The organism is uncultured Sphingomonas sp., assembly GCF_964243315.1.
Classification (GTDB): Bacteria; Pseudomonadota; Alphaproteobacteria; order Sphingomonadales; family Sphingomonadaceae; genus Sphingomonas.
In genome coordinates this window covers 20,052-40,824 of sequence record NZ_CAXTEM010000002.1, presented here as the reverse complement: position 1 = coordinate 40,824, position 20,773 = coordinate 20,052, and the positions used below count along the sequence as shown (strand labels likewise).

The window sequence follows — 20,773 nt, the reverse complement described above, 5'->3', positions numbered from 1 at the left end:
TCCTCGCACAAAACAACGTGCGCCAGCCGATCAGGTTACAGGTTAAGGAAAAGAAAGACCGCGGAGCGTAGCGAGGTGACGCGCGTTGGTCGGCAGGATTGGAATTAGTGTGGCGAACGATATGCCTCCTGTCGATCTGGACCGCGCCGACCGCTTGCTTGATGAGAACGAGCAGCTGCGCACCGCGTTGGAGAACGCGCTCGACGAGGCCAATTCGCTGATGGAGGACCGTGATCGTCTGCTCGGCCGCGTCGCGGTGCTGGCGCGCGAGTTACAGGTCAGTCAGGTCGTACAAACGCGCGTGGTCGAACGGCAAAGAGAGGCTGAGGCATCGCCGCAAGCAGCCGAAGCGGTCGCCAGCCAGACCGAGGAGGAGTTGCGGGTCGCGTTCGAAGAGCTTCAGGTGCTGACCGAGGAACTGGAGGTCGCGAACACCAGCCTGCACGAGGCCAATGCGGTGCTGGAGGAGCGCGTCGCCGATCGCACGCGCGACGTCACCGCCGCTAACGAGGCGTTGAAGCGGAGCGAGGCACGCCTCAGCACGCTGATCGAAGGCATTCCGCAGCTGGTCTGGCGGTCGCATAACGGCGGCGACTGGACCTGGGCGAGTTCGCAGTGGCGCGACTATACCGGGCAAACGACCGAACAGAGCGCGGGGCAGGGGTGGCTGGACGCGTATCATCCGGATGATCGTGAGGCGGTGCGCGCCGCCTGGGCGGCAGCGCCGGAGCGCGACTGGCTGCACTTTGGGGGGCGCATCCATCATGCGGCGGAGCAGCGCTATCGGCATTTCCGAACCCGGGCGCAGCCGGTGCACGAGCCCAGTGGCGAGATCCGCGAATGGCTCGGCACCTCGACCGATATCGACGACCTCATCCAGCTCCAGGAACGGCAGGCGATACTGGTCGCCGAATTGCAGCACCGCACCCGCAATCTGATGGCGGTGGTGCAAGCGGTCATGCTCCGCACGCTGAAGGGGAGCCCCGACCTTCCCGAATTTCGCGCTGCCTTCGAGGATCGGTTGCAGGCGCTGGGGCGGGTCCAGGGACTGTTGTCGCGGCGCGATGCCGGCCGGCGGATCTCGTTCGCGATGCTGCTGCGCGACGAACTCGCCGCGCATGTCGAACTCGATGCGCAGGGCAATGCGCCGCAGGTGACGACGAGCGGACCCGAAGACGTGCCGCTCAAGACCGCGTTGATCCAGACCTTCGCGCTGGCGCTACACGAACTGATGACCAACGCGGTCAAATATGGCGCGCTCGCGACCGAGACCGGGCATCTCTGGGTAACCTGGAAGGTCGTGGAAGAGGGCGATCGATCGCGGCTGCTGGTCGATTGGGACGAGACCGGGGTCACCGATCTGCCCCAACCCGGTGGCATGCCGCGGGGTAGCGGCTATGGCCGCGAACTGATCGAACGTGCGCTGCCGTATCAACTCGGCGCGCGCACGAGCTACGCGTTCAAAGCCGATGGTCTTCACTGCACGATCGAGTTAGACGCGCACAGGACCGTCAACCAACGGAGATGGTAATTGACTGACTCCGGCCTGAATGGCCGTCGCATCCTGGTGGTCGAGGACGAATATCTCATTGCGGGGGACATCCGCGATGCGTTGCTGGCTGCCGGTGCGACCGTCCTGGGACCGGTCCCGTCGATCGCGCAGGCGCTCGACCTGATCGGCAGCGAACCGACGCCCGACGTTGCGATGCTCGACATCAATTTGCGCGGGGAAGAGATCTTCGTGGTCGCCGACAAGCTCGTGGAACTCGGCGTGCCGTTCATCTTCGCGACGGGGTATGACCGCAGCTTCATCCCGGATCGCTTCGCGGCGATGCCGAGCCTGGTCAAACCGATCAAGGCGCCCGACATCCTCGCGGCGCTCAAACCGCTGGTCTGACCCCCGCCGCTACGCGCTCATTCGTAGCGATAGCGTAGCTCGGCACGGGCGCCGGGCGCGATTATCGCCGACCAGGTGGCGACGCCGTCGATCGGGGCGAGTGCCTCGTCGTCCGACGTGATCTTCTGCCCGGCAGCGCCGATCGGCACCTCCAGCGTCACCGGCGACCGAGACGCGTTGGTCGCGGTGACAATGCCGAGGTTCTTTTCCGCCGCGACCTGTTCGATCATGACCTGCGTGCTGACGCCGGCGGCGATGCGGAACGTCTCGCCCTCCGCCCGATCGTCAAGATCGCCGAGACCGAGCAGCAGCTGCTCGTCGCCGCGCCGGGCATAGGTTGCGGTGCTGCCCGACGGCAGCGCGAGGCCGAGCGCGTCTTCCTTGCGGTTGCGGAGCACGAGCACGATCGCGGTCGGCGCGGCGGCTATCGTCTGCCCGGGGTATATCGAGCGTCGGTAGCGACGCTCGAACCGCACCTTGCCGCGCGCGAGCAGCGCCACCTGCTTCTGTCCGAGCGCGCTGACGGTCACGCGGTCGGGGACGCGGTACAGCTTCAGGTCACCGAGGTCTTCGGCGACCGGCGGCGGAGGCGGAGGCGGCGGGGGTGGGGGTGCCGGCATCATTGCCATCTCCATCGGCGAAGCCATCATGCGCGCAGCGGTGACGACGATCTCGTCGGCTTCCCGGAAGCGCGTGGTGCGCAGATCCGATGTCGTCGTGCCGAGCGGATAGCAGCGCAGCGACAACGCGCCCGCCGCTGCCTGTAGCGCCGGCGTGAACACGCGGTTCAGCCTTCCCGCGACCGCGTTGACCTGTGCGTCGGCAAAAGCCTCCGGGTTGCCGTTGGCGAGCGTCAGCCACGCGAACAGATCGAGCGATCTGTCGTCGGCGGCGACGGTGGCGACATAGCTGGCGCGCCAGTCGAAGCCCGAGGCGAGATAGCTCAGGCGTAGTGTCACGGTGCGGGCGACCGGGCTGACGGTGGCGACGCTCAGGACCGGTTTGCTCGACAGGCCCGCCGGCACGCCGTCGAAGGTCAGGCGTTCGGGAAGCCCGGCGCAGCGCAGTGTCTCGATTCCCGCCGATGTGCGCAGCACGATCCCCGGCTCCGGTCCCGCCACGATCGTCGCTTCCTCGCTGACCGCGCGTCCGGTGGCGCGATCGGTGCGGGTCAGCGTCACCTGCCGGCCCAGCGTGCCGTCGACCAGCGAGGCGGGCGACAGCAGGCGCGCATCGCGGTTCTTCTCGATCACGCCGCCGGGCAGGCCGTCGATCACCGCGCTCACCGGCACGATGCCCTCGGCCACGCCTTCGAAGCGCAGCACGCTCGCCCCGCGCGGCAGGCGGACGCGGCGAGTCTCGGTGACCAGCGCGAAGCCGCCTAATGACTGTAGGTCGATCGCCCCCTTGCCGTAAGGCGCGCGGTAGACGGTCAGGGCAACGTCGCTCGCCGCGGGCGACGTGACCACGCGGTCCTGCGCGACCGCGGGCGCCGGCGCGAGCGCGAGCGCCAAGCCGAGGCAGAGCCGCCGCGCGGTCATCAATAGCGCGTGTCGAAGGTCGCGGTGACCACGCTCTCCCCGTTGGCGGGCACCGGGACCTGCCACACCGCGGTGGCGGCATCGGTCCGGTCGCTCTTGCGGCTCTCCTCGATGATCCGCGTATCGCTCCAGTCGACCCCCGCCTGTGCCAGCTCGACGGTGACCGCGCGGCCCCGCGCGTTGGTCAGGCGATAGCGCATCTGCGTGCGCCAGCGCGTGCTGTTGATGCGGGTGCGCGCCACTGTCACCGGCTGCACCTTCACGTCGAACGCGTCGCCGGTGGGCAGCGCGATGGTCGAGCCCTGCGGGGTGTGATCGATCCGGTTCTCGCCGGTGAACTGCGGCTGGCCGCGCGCATCGCGGACATAGACGCGGACGACGCCGGCGGGGAGCGCGTCGCCAAGGCCCGCCGAACCGGAATTGGCGAAGCGGAGCACGCTCTGCGCGCTGCGCGGTTCGTTGGTGCTGCCGAGCCAGCTATTCTCGAACCGATAGCCCGAGCTGGCGGACGCGCCCTTGGCATCGAGGAAGCTGACCTGCTTGGTCTGCTTGTCGGCGATGACGGTGCGTTCGGCGAGGGGATAGAGGTAATAATCGCCGAGCTGTTCGCGCGGGGCGCTTTCCACGCCGGGTCGCATGCGCACCGCGCGCCGCTGTCTCGGGCGGTAGTTCTCGATGTCGCCACCCTCGCCGCCGACATTGCCCGCGACCAGCAGCGCCTTGGCATTGTTGAAGGTCGTGCCGCTGGTGTTGCGCAGCGTGATCCAGCCCTGCACGTCCACAATGCCGTTCTTGTCGTCGAACAGCGCGACATAGTCGGCGCTCCAGCCCAGCCCGCGACTGAGATAGGCGAGCCGCGCCGGCCGTGCGCCGGAGCGCGTGCTCGCCAGCGTCACCGACAGGGTGGGTCGTGCACGCAGCGAATCGGGCACCCGGTCGAACACCGCCCGGACCGGCAGGCCGTCGTCGCGCAGCACTTCGATGCGCCCGCCGATGTCGAGCACCACGCCGCCGTTCACCGCCAGCACCCGCGCGCGCTCGCGGGTCTCGGCGCCGGTGGCGGGGTTGGTGCGGACCAACGTGATCGTCTCGCCGACCGCCTTCTCCATCAGGCTCGACGGGCTCAGCAGGTCGTAGTCGAAATTCTGTTCGACGATGGTCGCGTCGGGCACGGTGAGCGATACCGTTTCCGGGCGGATCTGCGCGCTGACGTCGGGAAAGCTCTGGCGCACGCGGCCATTGGCGAGATCGAGCGTACGGACGTCCTGCACCAGCGCGATGTCGTTGTTGTAGATCGTGACCGAGACATCGCCCTGCGCGCTGCCCGCACCCGGCGCGGCTGCCGGTGCCGGCAATGCCTGCTGCGCCGATGCGACGCCCGACGCTATCGCTGCGATCCCCAGCGCCAAACTCACCCGCATCGTGATCCCCCTCTTTATCCGCGCATCATGCGGCGGGCGGACGGCGGACGCAATCAGCGCATCGACAGCAGCGGTTCGGCGGCGACATAACGGCGCTGCTCGACGAACGGCACGCTCTTGGTCTCGACGTCGATGACCTGGCGAGCGATCGCGTCACCGCTCGCGGGCGCGTTTTCCCACCGAGGCAGGCCCGCGCCATTGGGATTGCCGGTCTTGATGAAGTTCGCGAAATAGCCGCTCATCGTCGCCGACACCGTCCGGTCCGCGTCGGCCCAGGCATAAAGCGGATTGGCGTCGAGGTTGCCGAGCGCATATTCGATCTCAGCGCTGTGCACCGCCCCCAGCGGCATCGGTCCGTTCGACGTGTCGGCGAGTGCACGGGGCCGAACCCGCGTGTAGAGATAGTAGAAGGTCGGCGCGCCGGTGCGGCGGTGGAGATCGAACCATTTCCACGTCGGCAGCCCGAGGAACGCGTCGCTCGCCAAGGCCGTCGCAGCGGGCATCACCTCCGCATCCGTAGCCGCGGGATATAGTGCGAACAGCGCGTCCGCCCGGTCGCCGAACCGCTGCGCAAGCCCTGCGCGGTAGCTGGCGAGGGTCGGCGGGGCGTCGCCGACGATCGACGTCCCCGCTGCCTCCTGCGAGTTCGACCCGACCAGCAACGGCACCTTCGCCGCCCGGCCGCTCTCGAACGTGACCGCCGGCGGCTCGGTCATGAAATAGCCGTCGATGATCGCATTCGACGGCAGATCCCTGGCGGTGCGCTGTTCCTCGAGCAGCCGTTCGGCGGGGAGCGCGCGCAACGCGGCGAGCGTGGGTGCGCCGATGCGTTGCGCGAACGCCGCTCCCATGGCTTCGGACTGCGCCAGCGTCGGCGGCGTCCTGCTCTGCAGCACCGCACCGCTCTCGCCGATCGCGCCCGCGATGTTGTCGCGTGACAGCGGTGACGCCATCAGCGCGCTGACCGACATCGATCCCGCGGATTCGCCGGCAATCGTGATCCTCGCAGGGTCGCCGCCGAACGCCGCGACGTTGCGCTTGACCCAGGCGATCGCCGCCGCCTGGTCGAGCAGCCCGTAATTGCCCGACGCGCGGTGCGGCGACTGCGCGGTGAGTTCGGGATGCGCCATCGATCCGAAAACGCCGAGCCGGTAGTTCATCGTCACCACGACGATCCCCCGCTTGGCCATCGCGGCGCCGTCGTAACGCTTTTCCGATCCGTCGCCGGCCTGGAACCCGCCGCCATAGACATAGACGAGCACCGGCAGCTTGGTTCGTGCGGGCCGGTCGAGCGCGGCGGGGGTCCAGACGTTGAGGTAGAGGCAGTTCTCGCTCACGCCGGGCGAGCGGAACATCATGTCGGAATACAGCGGCAGCTGCATGCACCGCGCGGCGAAGCTCTTGGCGGGGCGATCGCCGCTCCAGGGTGTGATCGGCTGCGGCTCCCGCCAGCGCAGATCGCCGACCGGGGGTGCGGCGAAGGGAATGCCGCGGAAGCTGCGGACCGAGGCATCGCGCTCGTCTACCGTCCCGGCCAGCTTGCCCCCCTCGACCGCGACGGTCGGGTCGCCCGCCGCCAGGGCCGGCGTGGCGCAGAGGGCCGCCAAGGCGACCAACGATCCGAGCTTCCGCATCATGCAATCCTCTTCCCCACGCACGGAGAGCCCCCGCGTCGTTCTTGTCGACATGGACCCTATTGGCCGGTCGCGGCGACGGTCAAGCCATCGTGCCCGCCAAGCCGACGAGCTTGATGCGTTGGCGTACCGGTTTTTGCGGCTATGGTGCGGCCGACGAGGAACGGCGGACGCGGGAGAGTGCATGTCGGGTACATGGTCGAAGATCGGGTTGGCCTCGCTCATGCTGACGCTCGGCAGCGCCGCGCCGGGGCAGCAGGCGCTGGTCGCGGAACCACAGGCCAAGCCGGGCGCGAACCCGATCATCCGCGACAAGTTCACCGCCGATCCGGCGCCGCTCGTGGTCGGTGATCGACTGTACCTCTATGTCGGGCATGACGAGGCGCAGCGCGACGAGATGTTCAACATGCGCGAATGGCTGGTCTATTCGACGACCGACATGAAGACCTGGACCGATCATGGCCCGATCATGAAGGTCGCGGACTTCAAATGGGCGAAGCAGGATGCGTGGGCGTCGCAGGCGATCCGCAAGAACGGCCGCTACTGGTTCTACGCCGCGGTCGAGCATGACGGCACCCATCCGGGCAAGGCGATCGCGGTGGCGGTGTCGGACAGCCCGACCGGGCCGTTCGTCGACGCCAAGGGATCGGCGCTGATCACCAACGAGATGACGCCCAAGGGCACCCATAGCTGGGAGGACATCGACCCGACGGTGCTGACCGACAGCGACGGGACGACCTGGATCGCGTGGGGCAACCGGCAATGCTATATCGCGCGGCTGAAGCCCAACATGATCGAGATCGACGGCCCGATCACCGAGATCACGCCGCCGCATTTCGAAGAGGGGCCGTGGTTGCACAAGCGTGGCGCGCTCTATTACCTGACCTACGCCTCGCTCGATCGTGCCAAGCACCGCGACGAGCGCGTCTCCTATTCCACCGCGCCGTCGATCCGCGGTCCATGGACGCATCGCGGCGAGCTGACCGGATCGGGCAAGTACAGCTTCACGATCCACCCCGGCATCGTCGAGTTCAAGAACGACTGGTACCTGTTCCTCCACAATGCGACGCTGACGATCGGCGACCTCAACGGATCGATCGGGCGGCGGGCGGTGACGGTAGAACGGCTCCACTATAATCGCGACGGTACGATGAAGCCGGTGATCCAGACCGATGCGGGCGTGACCGCGCCGTGATCGTTGTGCCGGCCGATGCGACAGGCTGACGCAATCGGCGTTTCGGCTGCGTACGACAACGCGCTATACGCTAACTTACATTGATGACCCGGAGTGCGGGTCGATCGTCGCGCATCGCCAACCAGGGGGATCCCATGTCACTCGTCATCAACGGCAAGGCGGTGTCGGCGCCCGCGGACGCCCGCGTCTCGCTGCTCGATTTACTGCGTGAAGGGCTCGATCTGCCCGGCACCAAGAAGGGCTGCAATCAGGGAGCATGCGGGGCATGCACCGTGCTGGTCGACGGCGAGCGCATCCTGTCGTGCCTGGCACTGGCGGTGCAATATGACGGACGCTCGATCACGACGATCGAGGGGATCGGCGGCGATGCCGGCCTCCACCCGCTGCAAGCCGCGTTTATCGAGCATGACGGCTTCCAGTGCGGCTATTGCACGCCGGGCCAGATCTGTTCCGCAATCGGCATGGCCAACGAGGCGAAGCGCGGCGTGCCGAGCAACGTCACCGTGGATCTGACCGGGGACCCGACGATGACCCGCGAAGAGCTTCAGGAACGGATGAGCGGCAACCTGTGCCGGTGCGGCGCGCATAACGGGATCATCGACGCGATCCGCGACGGGCTCGCGACGGAGTTGGCGGCATGAACCCCGTCACCTACGCCCGCGCCAGCGATACCGCGGAGGCGGTGCGGCTCGGTGCGGGTAGCGCCGCGGCCTATCTCGGCGGCGGCACCAACCTTGTCGATCTGATGCGCGAGACGGTGGCGCAGCCGGATACGCTGGTCGACGTGACCGGGCTGTCCACTGCGATTGAAGAAACCGAAGGCGGCGGGCTGATGATCGGCGCGGCGGTGCGCAACACCGCACTGGCCGAGCATCGCGCGGTCAGGGCGCGCTACCCGATGCTGTCGCGCGCGATCGTCGCCGGGGCCTCGGCGCAGATCCGCAACATGGCGACGGTCGGCGGCAACATGCTCCAGCGGACACGGTGCACCTATTTCTACGACACCGAAGGGTCGCGCTGTAACAAGCGGGCGCCGGGGTCGGGATGCGACGCGATCGACGGGGTCAACCGAATCCACGCGATCCTCGGCGCGTCGGCTGCCTGCGTCGCGACCCACCCGTCCGACATGTGCGTCGCAATCGCCGCGCTCGACGCTACGGCCCATGTGCAGGGCGGCAACGGTGCGCGGGCGATCGCGTTCGGCGATCTGCACCGGCTACCGGGTGATCATCCGGAGATCGACACGGTGCTGGCGCCGGGCGAGCTGATCACGGCGATCGAGCTGCCGCCGCTGCCGTTCGCGGCGACGTCGACGTATCGCAAGGTTCGCGACCGGGCGAGTTACGCCTTCGCGCTGGTCTCGGTCGCCGCGGCAATCGAGGTCGAGGGCGGCATCGTGAAGGACGTCCGCCTCGCGATCGGCGGCGTCGCGCACAAGCCGTGGCGCGCCTTCAAGGCCGAAGCGCTGCTGCGCGGCGGACCGGTGAGCGAGGCGGCGTTCCGCAGCGCCGCCGCGGCGGAATTCGCGGACGCGAAGCCGTTGCGTGACAACACCTTCAAAGCGGAACTCGCCACCCGCACCCTCGTCGCCGTGCTCGGCGATCTCGCTGGAGCCGCCGCATGACCATCCTCTATACCGCCAAGGAAGCCGCCCAAGGTCTGGTTCAGGGTGCAATGAGCAAGCTGGTGCCGCTCGCGCCCGACCGCTGGATCCCGGGCGGGGTCCCCGATCCGCTGATCGCGCGCAAGCACGGTACGATCGGCACGCCGGTGTCGCGGCTCGACGGGCCGCTGAAGGTACAGGGAGCGGCGCGGTTCGCGGCCGAGGTCCGGCTGGACGACATGGCCTATGCCGCGCTCCGTTACTCGACGATCGCGCGCGGGCGGGTCACGGCGATCGACACCGATGCGGCGCAGGCTGCACCCGGCGTGGTGCTGGTGATGACGCATCTGAACGCGCCGCGGATGAATCCGCCGGCGGTGTTCGGCACGTCGCCGACCGCGGTCGGGCAGAACGACCTGCCGATCCTCCAGGACGATCGCGTCCATTGGAACGGCCAGCCGATCGCGCTCGTGCTCGCCGAGACGCAGGAACAGGCCGATCACGCGGCGTCGCTGATCGCCGTTACCTATGCCGAGGAAGCATCCACGACCTCGCTCGCAAAGGCGATGGCAGAGGGATCGCAGCCCGGCCTGTTCATGGGACAGCCGCTGCTCAATGAAGTCGGCGACGCGGAGGTCGCGCTTGCGGCGGCAGCGCACCGCGTCGACCAGCTTTATCGGACGCCGAGGCACAACCATAATCCGATCGAGCCGCACGGCGCGACGCTCGCCTGGGTCGATGGCGATCTCGTCATCCACGACATGAGCCAGATGGTCACCGCGACGGCGGCGACGATCGCGGGGGTGTTCGATCTCGAACCCGAGCAGGTCCGGATCACCTCGCCCTATGTCGGCGGCGGCTTCGGGTGCAAGGGCCTGTGGGACCACCAGATCATCGCCGCGGCCGGCGCCCGGATGATCGACCGGCCGGTGCGCATCAACCTGTCGCGCGAGGGTGTCTACCGGATCGTCGGCGGGCGGACGCTGACCGAACAGCGGGTCGCGATCGGCGCGAAGGCGGACGGGCATTTCACCGCAATCCTCCACACCGGGATCGCGGCGATGACCCCGCACAACAACATGCCCGAGCCCTTCATCCTCGGCACCCGCGCAGGCTATGCGGCGGACACCTTCAAGTTGTCGGTCGAGACAGTGACGATGAACATGCTCGCCAACACCTTCATGCGCGCACCGGGCGAGGCGGTCGGCACGTTCGGGCTCGAATCGGCGATTGACGAACTCGCGGTCGAGCTCGACATGGATCCGATCGAGCTGCGGCTGCTCAACGAGCCGGACAAGGACCCGCTGTCGGGCCTGCCCTTCTCGTCGCGGCACATCACCGAGGCGTATCGGGCCGGTGCCGAGAAGTTCGGCTGGAGCGAGCGCTCCGCCACCCCGGCCACGCGCCGCGAGGGCGAGTGGCTGGTCGGCATGGGCTGTGCGACCGGCACCTATCCCTATTACCGGATGCCCGGCGCGGCGGCGCGGATCACGCTGACGCGCGAGGGCCGCGCGATCGTCGAGGTCGCCGCGCACGAGATGGGCATGGGCACGTCGACCACCACCGCGATGGTCGCGGCCGAGCGGCTCGGGCTGCCGATCGACCAGGTCGAGGTCCGCTACGGCGATTCGATCATCCCCGGCGCGATCATGGCGGGCGGATCGCAGCAGACCGCGGCGATCGGCGCCGCGGTGATCGCCGCGCACAACGCGCTGGTCGCCGACCTGCTGAAGCTCGCGGGCAATGATTCGCCGCTGGCGGGCTTGTCGGTCGATGAAGTGGGCAGCGAAGACGGCGCGTTGGTGAAGCTCGACGATCCAACGGCGCGCGAGAGCTTCGTATCGATCCTGACGCGCGCGCAACGCGACGAGATCGTCGCCGCGGAGGAAGCGTCGCCGCCGCTCGAGCTGATGCACTGGTCGATGCATTCGCACAGCGCGATCTTCTGCGAGGTGCGGGTCAATGCGGTCACCGGCGAAACGCGGGTCAGCCGCATCCTCGGCTCGTTCGATTGCGGCCGCATCCTCAATCCCACGACGGCGCGCAGCCAGTTCCGCGGCGGGATCATCATGGGGCTGGGCATGGCGCTGATGGAGGAGACGCAGATCGACGAGCGCAACGGCCGGATCATGAACCCGAGCCTGGCCGAATATCACCTGCCGGTGCATCTCGACGTGCCCGAGATCGACGTGATCTGGACCGACATCGCCGACCCGCACACGCCGATGGGCGCGCACGGGATCGGCGAGATCGGGATCACCGGCGTTGCCGCCGCCGTGGCCAACGCGATCTACAACGCCACCGGCAAGCGCGTCCGCGACCTGCCGATCACGCTCGACAAACTGATGTGATCGGCCGGTCTGCGCGCGTCAGCTCGGGTGGGCGGCGCTTTCTGCGGCGTCTTCGGTGCGCGTAGCTTCGGGCTCGGCGATCGGCGGCTCCGCGGCGTCCTCGGCAAGCCTCATCTGCTCATAGGCGATTTCAAGGTCGGCGACCCCCGAACCGGTCGGCTGGATCGGCAGGTCGGTAAGGCTTTCGATCGGCGTATCGGTGTTGTCTGGATCGGTCATGATCTCTCCCTGTGCAGCGACGATATCAGGAGCAGCAACGCGCGGGGGCGGGTAAGGGTCGCATCGCGCGCGGCAGGTCGTGACACAGCCGTTCCAAGCGCCGATACTGCTTACACGAACCAACAGGAGAGATGCCGATGAGCGGAGCCATGGCCGTGCTCGCGACCGCTGCGAGCTTCGTCGGGTCGCACTTCCTCCTGTCGCATCCGCTGCGCCGCCCGCTGGTTGGCGCCGTCGGGGAGAGGGGCTTTCTCGGCATCTATTCGCTCGTCGCGTTCGCCACGCTCGGCGCCACCGTCTGGGCTTATCGGGCCGCCGATGTCACCGAGCCGCTGTGGACGGTGGGCGACGGCCTGTGGGTGGTCGCGACCGTGGCAATGCTGATCGCGTCGGTCTTGCTACTGGGGTCGCTAGTCCGCAATCCGGGGCTGGTGGAGGCGACGACAAGTGCCGCCACCGCCGAGGCGCGCGGCGTCTATGCGGTGACGCGGCACCCGATGATGTGGGCGTTCGCGATCTGGGGCCTCGCGCACATCCTGATCTACCCGATCGGCAAGAACATCATCCTCGCTACCGCGATCATCGTCCTCGCGCTCGTCGGCGCCGCGTTGCAGGACCGCAAGAAGGCGAGGCTCGATCCGCAGGGCTGGCCGGCGTGGCAGGCGCGGACGAGCTACGTGCCGTTCGCCGCCATTCTTCGCGGCAGAGCGCGGTTCGGCCGGTTCGGCATGCATGCGCTCGCCGGGGGACTTGTCCTCTGGCTCGCGGCGACATGGGCGCATCTGCCGCTCGCCGGCTGGGCTGCCGGGGTCTGGCGCTGGATCGTCTGACCGAATCGGATCCGGACGTTAGCGAACGGCGATCTCGAAGGTCCCGACCGGCAGTGCCGCGTCGTCGCTAACGTTGATCGCGGGTGCGTCGGCCCAGGCATAGCGGACGCGGGTCACCGTTTTGCCGTCGCTCGGCAGCGTGACGCGCGTGCCGTCGACGCGGCCAGCAGCGTAGCGGCAGCTGCCTTGCCCCGCACCGCAGAGCTCGAAGCCGATCGCCTGGTTCGAGCCGCGCGCGTGGAGCGCGCCGGTCACACCGGCGAATAGCAGCGTGACGCCGCCGTCCGCGCTGCGCTGCGCGGTGGCGATCGCCGGACCAGCGGGGGCGACGGGCTCGCCATAGACCGCCGCGCGCATGGCCTGTGCGAGACGCTGGCCGACCGCGTGCTTTTCGCCCGGGTGGATGTCGAGCGCGTCGCCGATGTCGAGCGTCACCGCGAGGCCGGCATGCGGATCGGCCGCTGCCACCCGGCGCTGGGCGTCGCGAACGTCGGCCCAGCCGCTCTCGGCGGGCGCGGTGCTCGCCTGGCCATAGCCTGCGAGCTGCACCACCCCGAACGCCGCCTGCGGGCTGCCGAGACGCTGGCGCCAGTCGGCGATCAGCATGGCAAGACGGCGGTCGTATCCCGGGATCCCGGTGTCGGACTCACCCTGATACCAGGCGATCCCGGCGACGCGGGTGCGGCCGAGCGGCGCGACCATTGCGTTGTAGAGCGTGCCGGCGCCGTTGATGTCGTCCCACGGTACGCGCGGCGCGGACCCCGCGAGCTTCCTGGCCGCCGCGTAGCGCCAGTCGGTGCCGATCGGCAGGCTGGTGCCGTCGGCGAAGGTGATCCGCATCGCCTCCGCGGGGCCAGTCATGCCGCCATTGGCATAGACGTCGTCGACGTTGACGGTGATGACGTTGCGGCCGGCCTTCAGCAGACCGGCGGGCAACGCATAGACGCGGGGCTGCGACGCGAGGCTGCTGCCGCCGACGCCCTGGCCGTTGACCCAGGTACGATCGGCATCGTCGACCGCGCCAAGCGCGATCGTGGCGGCGCCGCGCGCCTGATCGGCGGTGACCTCGATCTCGCGGCGATACCAGACCATGCCGTTATAGTCGGCGAGCGTGGCGACGCCCCAGGTCTCGAAGTTCGTCATCGCAGGCACCGCCTGCCAATCGAGCAAGGCGGCGGGCTGCCAGGGTTCGCGACCCGCGGCATCGCCCGATTGTTGGCGCCACCAGCCCTCCCAAATCGTCATCGCGCGGCGCGAGGCGGCGGCTGGATCGCGAGCATAAAGCGCGAGCAGATCGGCTTCGTCGCCGAGATCCGCGCGATGCAGCGCGGCGCCGCTAAGCCAGGCGCTGATCCGGGAGCCGCCCCAGCTAGAGTGGATCGCGCCGATCGGCACCTTGGCGGTGCGGCGGAGCGCCTGCGCCATGTAGAAACAGGCGGCGGAGAAGCCGGGCACCGTCGCGGGGGCTGCTGCGGCCCAGCGCGGTTGGCTGGTGAATTGCGTCCGGGGCGTCGCGGCCGCCGATTTCGTCACGGTGAGGAGCCGTAGCTGGTCGTCCGCCGGCGGGTGCGCGTCGGGGATCAGATCCTGCGCGTCCGACACCGCGAGTTCCATATTGCTCTGCCCGGAGCATAGGTAGACGTCCCCGACCAGGATGTCGCGGACCACCGCGCCGCCGGACGGCGCCGCGACCGTGAGGTCGTACGGGCCGCCCGCTGGCATCGCCGGCAGCTGCGCCACGAAGCGCCCCGCGCGATCGGCCTTGGTGGTAACCGCCGCACCAGCCAGCGTGATCATCACGGTCTCGCCGGCGGCTGCTTCGCCGGTGAGTTCGATGGGCTGGCCGCGCTGGATCACCGCATGGTCGGAGACGACGCCGTCCAGCCGCGGCGCCGCCACCGCGGTCGACGCGCTGCCGATCATGAGGGCGACGAGCAGTGGACGCGGTGGGTTGATGCGCATGATCGGTCGGTCCTTCGCTGGTTACTGTGCCGGCTTCAGCAAGCCGTGCATCGCCATCCACCGCGCGAATTCGTCGAACCACCCAGTGCTGGTGGTCGGCTTCTGGTACATGCCGAAGCCGTGCCCGCCCTGTTCGAACAGGTGGAATTCGACCGGACGCTTGGCGGCGCGCCAGCTGTCGATCAGCCCGAAACCGTCATTGCCGAAGAACGGATCGTCCGCGGCCAGCGCCACGAACATCGGTGGTGCATCGGCGGGCACGGTCATCGTCGCGAGCGGGCCATAGATGTTGCCGATGAAGGCGGGCTTGGCGTCCTGACCGGCGAGCGCTGTCGCCAGCGTCAGCATCGCGCCCGCTGAAAAGCCGACCATGCCGACCCGCGCCGGATCGACGCGCCATTCGGTCGCGCGCTTGCGCACCAGCGCGAAGGCGGCGCGCGCGTCGGCGATCTGCGGCTGGAGGCCGGCCATCATCGCGTCGGGCTTGGGGCGGGGCGGGCGTGCGCCGGGGCCGAACATCTCGGCCATCGACCGTTCGAACCCCGGCATGTCGGCCGGGGTCGGGTTGAGCCGGTATTTCAGCACGAACGCGGCGACACCGCGAGCCGCGAGTGCGCGCGCGACGTCCCAGCCTTCATTCTCCATGGACAGCGTGCGGAACCCGCCACCCGGCGCGACGATCACCGCGGTGCCGTTCGCCTTGGCCGGATCGGGGAGGAAAGGCGTCAGCGTGGCGACGGTGACGTTGCGGGTGAAGGTGCTGTTGTATTGGCGGTGCCACGCCTCCGGAGCGGTCGCACCGGGCAGCTTGCCGGTGCCGAGTTCGATCGCACCCGGCTGAGTGGGAACGGCGATCGGCGTCATCTGGTCGCTCTGCGCGCGAGCCGGGGTGGTCATCACCGCCGCAGCGGCGAGTGCCGCGGTCAGGCAGGCGCGAAACGGTTGTTTGGCCAAGTGGTGGATGCTCTTCATGTCAGGGGCCTCCTCTCGTTTTATCGTTGAGCCAGACCGTAGAGATAGCGCTACCATCGCACAATCGTCTTCGACGTCATCCTTCAGGTTTGCCGCTGGCCGAACGTCTCGGTGGCGGCGACAGCAAAACTTCGTCACCTGCGAGCTATACGGGTTTAGGATCGGCTCTCTAGATGGCGACCTGATATGCAGCAGCAGGGAGCGCTTCGATGCCGACGACCACCGACCAACCTACCCCCGAAGTGGCCTTGCAGCGGCTGATCGACGGCAATGCGGCGTTCGTCGAGGATCGCCCGGTACGCCCCGACATGTCCCGCGAGCGGCGCCTCGAACTCGCGCATGGCCAGCAGCCGTTCGCGACTTTGGTCGGCTGTTCCGATTCACGCGTGGGGCCGGAGCAGCTGTTCGGGGCTGGGCTCGGCGAGTTGTTCATCGTGCGGACCGCGGGCAACAACGTCGACACCGCGGGCATGGGATCGATCGAATATTCGGTCACCGCGCTGAAGGTGCCACTGATCGTCGTGCTGGGGCATGAGAAGTGCGGCGCGGTCGCCGCGGCGACCCAGGTGGTGACGGACGACGTCCGCTTTCCGGGCAGCATCGGCCGCATGATCGAACCCATCATCCCGGCGGTAATCGCCGCCAACCGCGACATCGGCGACGGCGATCTCGTCTCGCGGGCGGTCGAGGAAAATGTCCGCCGCATGGTCGAGCGGTTGCAGACCTATTCGGAACCGATGCTGCTCGAGCCGCAGCGCGCCGGCGCGCTGAAGGTGGTGGGCGCGGTGTACCGGCTGGCGACCGGAAAGGTGGACTGGTTGTAGCGCTGTCGGTCGACCAACGGTCGACATCCTGTCCCATTTGAGGTCATTCAATCGTTTGCTGACCATTATCATGGGGTGATTCAATTGATGAACAAGTCGTTCATCAATGCGATGTCGTGCTGCCGGCAAGTTCTTGCGGGTACACAACAGAGTCGATCGGGTGGCTTCGCCTTGCGCGATGTATCGCCCGACAGGGAGAAGACCGTGAACATTTCCAAGATGCTTGTTCAGACTGCCTCGATCGCCCTCGTCCTAGGGCTCGCGTCCGCTGCGCAGGCCGCGACCAACCAGATCGTCATCAGCACGACGCAGCCCGTCAGCGTCGGCGGCATCACCTTCAGCGCCAATGGCGGCGGCGTTGGTGAGAACACCAATGGCGGTTCGACCGCGGTTACCGCAACTCGCCCGTACACGACCGCAGGCGACACCGGGTCGCTCGAAATCCATGGCGATCGCAGCCGTTACATCATCGGTGACCTGTTCGGTAACATCAACTCGCCGGGCTTCAGCCTAAGCTCGCTCAACTCGTTCACGTTCGACTGGAACAACGACCAGACCACCGCTTCGCAGCCTCATGCCGCGCCGGTCGCGCGGGTGATCGTCGCCGACAGGGGTGGCGAGCGTGCCGAGCTGATCTGAGAATATGTCTATAACGGCGGCGCTGCGGGTGTGCAGTCGCCGACCGATTCCTGGCTGAACGCGGACGCAAACTCGGTTTGGTACGCCAACCTGCGTGCACCGAGCGGTGCCGTTCTGAGCACCTTCAAGAGCAACAGCCAGAGCGACACCACCGGCTTCAACATCATCAACCCCAGCATGACGGGCGCTGGCGTGCTGGGCGTCAGCGGCAATCAGCTCAACCTGAACCTGTCGAGCTGGGCGCAGTATTTCTCGAGCGATGCAAAGGTCGTTGGGCTGAGCTTCGGCGCCGGCAGCGGGTTCGGTGCAGGCTATACCGGCTTCGTCGACAACGCGAAGTTCACGACCCGCCTTGGCACCGATGCGGTAAACTTCGAGACCGTGCAGAGCGCGGTGCCGGAGCCATCGACCTGGGCGATGATGCTGCTCGGCATGGGTGCGGTCGGCGTCTCGATGCGCCGCCGCGGCAAGGTGACGACGCGGTTGTCCTACGGCGCCTGACGCTGCTGCGACTAGTCGCTGAGGTTTGAGAGGGTCGCCGATCGCAGGATCGGCGGCCCTCTTCGCGTCAGCCGCCGGTCAGCAGCACGACCGGGATGCGCAGGACGGTGCGCAGGTCGGTGGCGTCCTCGGTCGCGCCGACCTCGACCGACCAGTTGAGGCTGGCGCGATCGGTCATGCGGTAGGTGACGCCGAACAGGAGGCGACCGATCTGGAGGTCGCGCGACACCGTCTCGCGCATGCCCGACCAGGATCCGGTCGGCGTCGGCAGCATCGTCCGGGTCTTGGTGCCGAACGCCCAGCTATGCGCATAGCCTAGGTTGATCGTGGTGCGATCGTTGAACGAGATGCCGACGCCGGCGCTGCCCGAGATCGCGTCGCCCGGATCGACATAGTTGATGATCACCGACGGGAAGCGGGTGTCGACCGACTTACCGAGGTTGAACGTGTAGCCGAGCGTGCCGAACAGGACGACGGGATCGGTCGGTAGGATCGCGGTGACGCTCGGCGAGATGCCCCAGAAGCCCGCCCCGGTGGCGGCGCGGGTCAGGCTGCCCAGGTCGGTGCGCGGGATCGAGAACGGGTCCGATCCGGTGGGGATCACGCCCTGCAGGTTGGCGATCACGAAGGGCGAACCGTTGCCGCCGTCGAGCAGCTGGTAGCGCGCGGTGATCTCGACATCGCCGATGCCGGTGCCCTTGACCGAATTGTCGATCGTCGCGGCGGCATCGTTGTTCGAGCTGCCCGCGATCGGCGCGACGATCGACGCGTCGGAACGGTGCACGAACGGGACCCGCACGCCGAGCTCGAGCCGCCGCGTCGCGCCGTAGCGCAGCGCGGCGGAGGTGGTGATTACGTCCTGGCGGCTCTCGTTGATGTCGAACACGCCGACCAGCACCGCCTCGACCAGTTCGATCCCGCGGAACACCGCGCGGCTGCGATCGGCGCGCGCGTAATCTGCCTGGAACTCGGCGGTCAGCGCGCCGCGGCGGGTGACGACGCTCGCCTGGTTCTCGAGCACCGCGAGCTGGATCGGCCGGTCCTCGCCCTCCGGCGCGGCGCCGACGCGCTCGAGCGGCTGGGGGGCAGGCCCTGCGACGGTCTGCACCGGCGGCTGGAGCACCGCGCCCGGATCGCCGTTGCCCGGCGCGGCCCCCTGGGCCGCGGCGATGGCGGGTCGGGGCGGAGTTCCTTGGGGGGCGATGACGGGGAGGGGACCGGTCGCCGCGGCTTCGGTCGAGTCGAGCCGCTTCTTCAGCGCGTCGATCTCGGCGGCCTGGCTTTCCAGCTGCTGCTGCTGTGCCTGGATCAGGGTCATCGCGCGATCGAGTTGGCTTTGCAGCGCGGGGCGGCGGGTGCGTTGCGCGTCGGCGGGCATCGCCGCCACGATCGCCAGCGTCGCAGTTCCAGCCGCCATCCAGCTCTTCATTCCGGTCCCCTTCATTGTGCGCGCAGCGCCGCCGACGCGATCGCCAGATCCTGGATCTTGAACATCGACGAGCCGAGCACGTCGGGGCCTGCATTGTGCAGATCGATCGACACCGACGTCTGGGTGTCGATCGCGCGATCGTTGCCGGCGTTGAGGATCGCCGAGCCGAACGCATTTCCGGCAAGGTGTGTGATCGTCAGGTCTGGGCCCTGCAGCGTCACCGTGCGCAGCCCGTTGTCGCCCGCCGCCGACACCGTGCCGTTGTCGGTGACTGCGCCGGGCGCGACCGGCGCGAGGCCGGCTGCGGCGGCGAGCGACTGGGTGTCGCCAGACGTGACTGCGATCTGCGGCGCGGCGACACCCGGTATGAGCTGGATGCCGTTGGCGCGGTCGTAGGTAACCGTCGGCATGGTCGGCTGACCGCCGCCTGCCGCTGCGGCGTTGCGGGTCGCCGCGACGGTTTGCCCCGGCGTCGGCGCGAGCACGGTCAGCGTCGGCGCGCCCTGGTCGGCGCGGAACACCGTGCGCAGCACCACCGCGCCGTCGAGCACGGTCTGGGTCTGGACGGTGATCGCGACGTCGATGCCGCTCGGCAGGCGGAACCCGCCACGCTGTTCGGCCAGAACCGGATCGGATACCGCGGGCGCGCCGAGCGGCGTCGCGGCCTGCGCGGCGAGCAGCAGCCAGAGCGGACTCATGAGATGTCTCCATAGGCGGGCGCAGTCAGCAGCAGCGCCTGCTGGCTGACCGGATCGGAGAAGCGCTGGCCGATCGGCGCGCGGGTATAGGCGGACCATTGCCGCCCTTCGTTGAACCGCGACTTCGCCAGCGCCTGATCGTCGCCGAGCACGAAATAGATGCCGTTCCAGGCGGCTTGGAACTTGTCGATCGGCATCACGGTCACGCCGCTCGACGGATCGCCGAGCAGGACCTCGTGCCGGTTGATGCCCTTCACGACGACGAAGTGGCGGTAGTTCTTGATCGCGATCAGCGCGATGCCGGGGACGCCGGTCTGCGCGATGCGGTCGAGCGAGACCTTGTAGCCATTGGCGTCGATGCCGCGGCTGCCGAGCCAGCGCTTCATGTCGAGCAGCGAAAAGCCGAGGCGGCGGATCTGGTCGCGGTCGCCATGCGCCCACATGCCGCGGAACGCGGTGTCTTCACCGACGCGGAAGTCATAATGGTAGCGCAGCAGCGTCGCCAACGCGGCGGACCCGCAGCTGAAATCGTAGCGCTGGCGGATGACGCCGGTAAAGCGGCGATCGACGACGCTGCGCACCGACAGGTCGTAGGTGCCGACCGGTCCCCCGCCGGCGACAAAGCGCGTAGGGCCCGCGGTCTGCGTCGCGCAGCCCGACAGCATCAACAGGACGGTCGGCCAGATGCGGTTCACGGAGTCGGCTGGATCGCGATGTTGACGTTCATCGTCGCGTTGATCGCGACGTTGTTGCCGGTGTTGACGTTCAGGATCGAGAGCCCCGACAGGTTCTGGAACGCGTTGTCGGAAACCCTGGCGTCGCCGGTGCTGACATTGTTGCCGACGCTGTTCTGGGAAACGCCCGCGGTCGAATTGGCGAGGGAGATCTGGCTGAGATCCTCGCGACCGGCGATCGTGCCGAGCGCATCGTCGTCAATCGCTGCATCGCCGAACGGCGTCGCCGCCGCGGCAGTGGCGGGATCCGACGGAGCCGCAACCTGCGACGCCGACGCAGTCTGGGCATTGGGGACGACCGGGTAAAGCACCGCGATCATGCA

19 protein-coding genes and 1 pseudogene are annotated in these 20,773 nt (G+C 68.2%); 10 read left to right on the top strand and 10 right to left on the bottom strand.

Going from position 1 to position 20,773, the window contains the following annotated elements:
* The first annotated feature begins 121 nt into the window (after positions 1 to 121).
* Both ACFE77_RS00900 and ACFE77_RS00895 read left to right on the top strand, forming a co-directional pair.
* Positions 122 to 1,531 (top strand): sensor histidine kinase, encoded by a 1,410-nt coding sequence (locus tag ACFE77_RS00900; protein WP_375419733.1) that lies wholly within the window; start codon positions 122 to 124, stop codon positions 1,529 to 1,531.
* The gene (locus ACFE77_RS00895) at positions 1,532 to 1,897 is read left to right on the top strand and encodes a response regulator (protein WP_375419732.1); all 366 of its coding nucleotides are present in this window, start codon (positions 1,532 to 1,534) and stop codon (positions 1,895 to 1,897) included.
* A 17-nt stretch (positions 1,898 to 1,914) separates the two neighbouring features.
* Here ACFE77_RS00895 and ACFE77_RS00890 read toward each other — a convergent pair whose 3' ends face one another.
* From ACFE77_RS00890 to ACFE77_RS00880, 3 genes are read right to left on the bottom strand one after another with little or no spacing between them, the layout of a single operon-like run.
* Complete coding sequence (locus tag ACFE77_RS00890; RefSeq protein ID WP_375419731.1) at positions 1,915 to 3,438, bottom strand: DUF4139 domain-containing protein; 1,524 nt, start codon at positions 3,436 to 3,438, stop codon at positions 1,915 to 1,917.
* Complete coding sequence (locus ACFE77_RS00885) at positions 3,438 to 4,859, bottom strand: DUF4139 domain-containing protein (protein ID WP_375419730.1); 1,422 nt, start codon at positions 4,857 to 4,859, stop codon at positions 3,438 to 3,440. The genes ACFE77_RS00890 and ACFE77_RS00885 overlap by 1 nt, the downstream gene beginning before the upstream one ends.
* Positions 4,860 to 4,912: 53 nt before the next feature.
* The gene (locus tag ACFE77_RS00880; protein ID WP_375419729.1) at positions 4,913 to 6,496 is read right to left on the bottom strand and encodes a carboxylesterase/lipase family protein; all 1,584 of its coding nucleotides are present in this window, start codon (positions 6,494 to 6,496) and stop codon (positions 4,913 to 4,915) included.
* A 181-nt stretch (positions 6,497 to 6,677) separates the two neighbouring features.
* Between ACFE77_RS00880 and ACFE77_RS00875 the strand changes: the two genes are divergently transcribed.
* The 4 genes from ACFE77_RS00875 (at position 6,678) to ACFE77_RS00860 (ending at position 11,642) form a co-directional block, all read left to right on the top strand.
* The gene (locus ACFE77_RS00875; protein ID WP_375419728.1) at positions 6,678 to 7,688 is read left to right on the top strand and encodes a glycoside hydrolase family 43 protein; all 1,011 of its coding nucleotides are present in this window, start codon (positions 6,678 to 6,680) and stop codon (positions 7,686 to 7,688) included.
* A gap of 134 nt (positions 7,689 to 7,822) precedes the next feature.
* On the top strand, positions 7,823 to 8,329 hold the full coding sequence (locus ACFE77_RS00870; protein ID WP_375419727.1) for a 2Fe-2S iron-sulfur cluster-binding protein: 507 nt from the start codon (positions 7,823 to 7,825) through the stop codon (positions 8,327 to 8,329).
* Positions 8,326 to 9,312, top strand: a complete 987-nt coding sequence (locus tag ACFE77_RS00865; RefSeq protein ID WP_375419726.1) for an FAD binding domain-containing protein — start codon at positions 8,326 to 8,328, stop codon at positions 9,310 to 9,312. Before ACFE77_RS00870 ends, ACFE77_RS00865 begins: the two co-directional genes overlap by 4 nt.
* On the top strand, positions 9,309 to 11,642 hold the full coding sequence (locus tag ACFE77_RS00860; RefSeq protein ID WP_375419725.1) for a xanthine dehydrogenase family protein molybdopterin-binding subunit: 2,334 nt from the start codon (positions 9,309 to 9,311) through the stop codon (positions 11,640 to 11,642). Before ACFE77_RS00865 ends, ACFE77_RS00860 begins: the two co-directional genes overlap by 4 nt.
* A gap of 18 nt (positions 11,643 to 11,660) precedes the next feature.
* Here ACFE77_RS00860 and ACFE77_RS00855 read toward each other — a convergent pair whose 3' ends face one another.
* Positions 11,661 to 11,861, bottom strand: coding sequence for a hypothetical protein (locus ACFE77_RS00855; RefSeq protein WP_375419724.1), 201 nt, complete (start codon positions 11,859 to 11,861; stop codon positions 11,661 to 11,663).
* Positions 11,862 to 11,998: 137 nt separating this feature from the next.
* Here ACFE77_RS00855 and ACFE77_RS00850 point away from each other — a divergent pair, with 137 nt between their 5' ends.
* The gene (locus tag ACFE77_RS00850) at positions 11,999 to 12,691 is read left to right on the top strand and encodes an NnrU family protein (protein WP_375419723.1); all 693 of its coding nucleotides are present in this window, start codon (positions 11,999 to 12,001) and stop codon (positions 12,689 to 12,691) included.
* 18 nt (positions 12,692 to 12,709) lie between these two features.
* Here ACFE77_RS00850 and ACFE77_RS00845 read toward each other — a convergent pair whose 3' ends face one another.
* Both ACFE77_RS00845 and ACFE77_RS00840 read right to left on the bottom strand, forming a co-directional pair.
* Positions 12,710 to 14,653 carry a sialate O-acetylesterase gene (locus tag ACFE77_RS00845; RefSeq protein ID WP_375419722.1) on the bottom strand — a complete coding sequence of 648 codons (1,944 nt, stop codon included), beginning with the start codon at positions 14,651 to 14,653 and terminating at the stop codon, positions 12,710 to 12,712.
* A 21-nt stretch (positions 14,654 to 14,674) separates the two neighbouring features.
* On the bottom strand, positions 14,675 to 15,625 hold the full coding sequence (locus tag ACFE77_RS00840) for an alpha/beta hydrolase (RefSeq protein ID WP_375419721.1): 951 nt from the start codon (positions 15,623 to 15,625) through the stop codon (positions 14,675 to 14,677).
* Positions 15,626 to 15,834: 209 nt separating this feature from the next.
* Between ACFE77_RS00840 and ACFE77_RS00835 the strand changes: the two genes are divergently transcribed.
* The 3 genes and pseudogenes from ACFE77_RS00835 to ACFE77_RS00825 all read left to right on the top strand — a co-directional run.
* A complete protein-coding gene (locus tag ACFE77_RS00835) occupies positions 15,835 to 16,449 on the top strand; it encodes a carbonic anhydrase (RefSeq protein WP_375419720.1) in 615 nt (204 codons plus the stop codon).
* Between the two features lie 204 nt (positions 16,450 to 16,653).
* Positions 16,654 to 17,088 carry a hypothetical protein gene (locus ACFE77_RS00830; protein ID WP_375419719.1) on the top strand — a complete coding sequence of 145 codons (435 nt, stop codon included), beginning with the start codon at positions 16,654 to 16,656 and terminating at the stop codon, positions 17,086 to 17,088.
* 387 nt (positions 17,089 to 17,475) lie between these two features.
* A pseudogene (locus ACFE77_RS00825) lies at positions 17,476 to 17,589 on the top strand (PEPxxWA-CTERM sorting domain-containing protein); the annotation flags it as partial.
* A 67-nt stretch (positions 17,590 to 17,656) separates the two neighbouring features.
* Here the strand turns inward: ACFE77_RS00825 and ACFE77_RS00820 are convergent.
* Genes ACFE77_RS00820 through ACFE77_RS00805 form a run of 4 tightly spaced genes read right to left on the bottom strand, consistent with a single transcriptional unit; the run spans position 17,657 to position 20,770 of the window.
* Entirely contained in the window at positions 17,657 to 19,018 is a 1,362-nt protein-coding gene (locus tag ACFE77_RS00820; RefSeq protein WP_375419718.1) for a transporter, read from the bottom strand.
* 11 nt (positions 19,019 to 19,029) lie between these two features.
* Complete coding sequence (locus ACFE77_RS00815) at positions 19,030 to 19,716, bottom strand: hypothetical protein (protein ID WP_375419717.1); 687 nt, start codon at positions 19,714 to 19,716, stop codon at positions 19,030 to 19,032.
* Entirely contained in the window at positions 19,713 to 20,411 is a 699-nt protein-coding gene (locus ACFE77_RS00810; protein WP_375419716.1) for a C39 family peptidase, read from the bottom strand. Before ACFE77_RS00810 ends, ACFE77_RS00815 begins: the two co-directional genes overlap by 4 nt.
* Positions 20,408 to 20,770 (bottom strand): hypothetical protein, encoded by a 363-nt coding sequence (locus ACFE77_RS00805; RefSeq protein WP_375419715.1) that lies wholly within the window; start codon positions 20,768 to 20,770, stop codon positions 20,408 to 20,410. The genes ACFE77_RS00810 and ACFE77_RS00805 overlap by 4 nt, the downstream gene beginning before the upstream one ends.
* Between the last annotated feature and the right edge of the window lie 3 nt (positions 20,771 to 20,773).

Coding starts and splice junctions, on each gene's coding strand:
- ACFE77_RS00880 (WP_375419729.1), bottom strand. CDS start 6,496: ATGATGCGGAAGCTCGGATCGTTGGTCGCCTTGGCGGCCCTCTGCGCC.
- ACFE77_RS00855 (WP_375419724.1), bottom strand. CDS start 11,861: ATGACCGATCCAGACAACACCGATACGCCGATCGAAAGCCTTACCGAC.
- ACFE77_RS00805 (WP_375419715.1), bottom strand. CDS start 20,770: ATGATCGCGGTGCTTTACCCGGTCGTCCCCAATGCCCAGACTGCGTCG.
- ACFE77_RS00845 (WP_375419722.1), bottom strand. CDS start 14,653: ATGCGCATCAACCCACCGCGTCCACTGCTCGTCGCCCTCATGATCGGC.
- ACFE77_RS00875 (WP_375419728.1), top strand. CDS start 6,678: ATGTCGGGTACATGGTCGAAGATCGGGTTGGCCTCGCTCATGCTGACG.
- ACFE77_RS00870 (WP_375419727.1), top strand. CDS start 7,823: ATGTCACTCGTCATCAACGGCAAGGCGGTGTCGGCGCCCGCGGACGCC.
- ACFE77_RS00865 (WP_375419726.1), top strand. CDS start 8,326: ATGAACCCCGTCACCTACGCCCGCGCCAGCGATACCGCGGAGGCGGTG.
- ACFE77_RS00835 (WP_375419720.1), top strand. CDS start 15,835: ATGCCGACGACCACCGACCAACCTACCCCCGAAGTGGCCTTGCAGCGG.
- ACFE77_RS00840 (WP_375419721.1), bottom strand. CDS start 15,625: ATGAAGAGCATCCACCACTTGGCCAAACAACCGTTTCGCGCCTGCCTG.
- ACFE77_RS00890 (WP_375419731.1), bottom strand. CDS start 3,438: ATGACCGCGCGGCGGCTCTGCCTCGGCTTGGCGCTCGCGCTCGCGCCG.
- ACFE77_RS00860 (WP_375419725.1), top strand. CDS start 9,309: ATGACCATCCTCTATACCGCCAAGGAAGCCGCCCAAGGTCTGGTTCAG.
- ACFE77_RS00820 (WP_375419718.1), bottom strand. CDS start 19,018: ATGAAGAGCTGGATGGCGGCTGGAACTGCGACGCTGGCGATCGTGGCG.
- ACFE77_RS00885 (WP_375419730.1), bottom strand. CDS start 4,859: ATGCGGGTGAGTTTGGCGCTGGGGATCGCAGCGATAGCGTCGGGCGTC.
- ACFE77_RS00850 (WP_375419723.1), top strand. CDS start 11,999: ATGAGCGGAGCCATGGCCGTGCTCGCGACCGCTGCGAGCTTCGTCGGG.
- ACFE77_RS00815 (WP_375419717.1), bottom strand. CDS start 19,716: ATGAGTCCGCTCTGGCTGCTGCTCGCCGCGCAGGCCGCGACGCCGCTC.
- ACFE77_RS00900 (WP_375419733.1), top strand. CDS start 122: ATGCCTCCTGTCGATCTGGACCGCGCCGACCGCTTGCTTGATGAGAAC.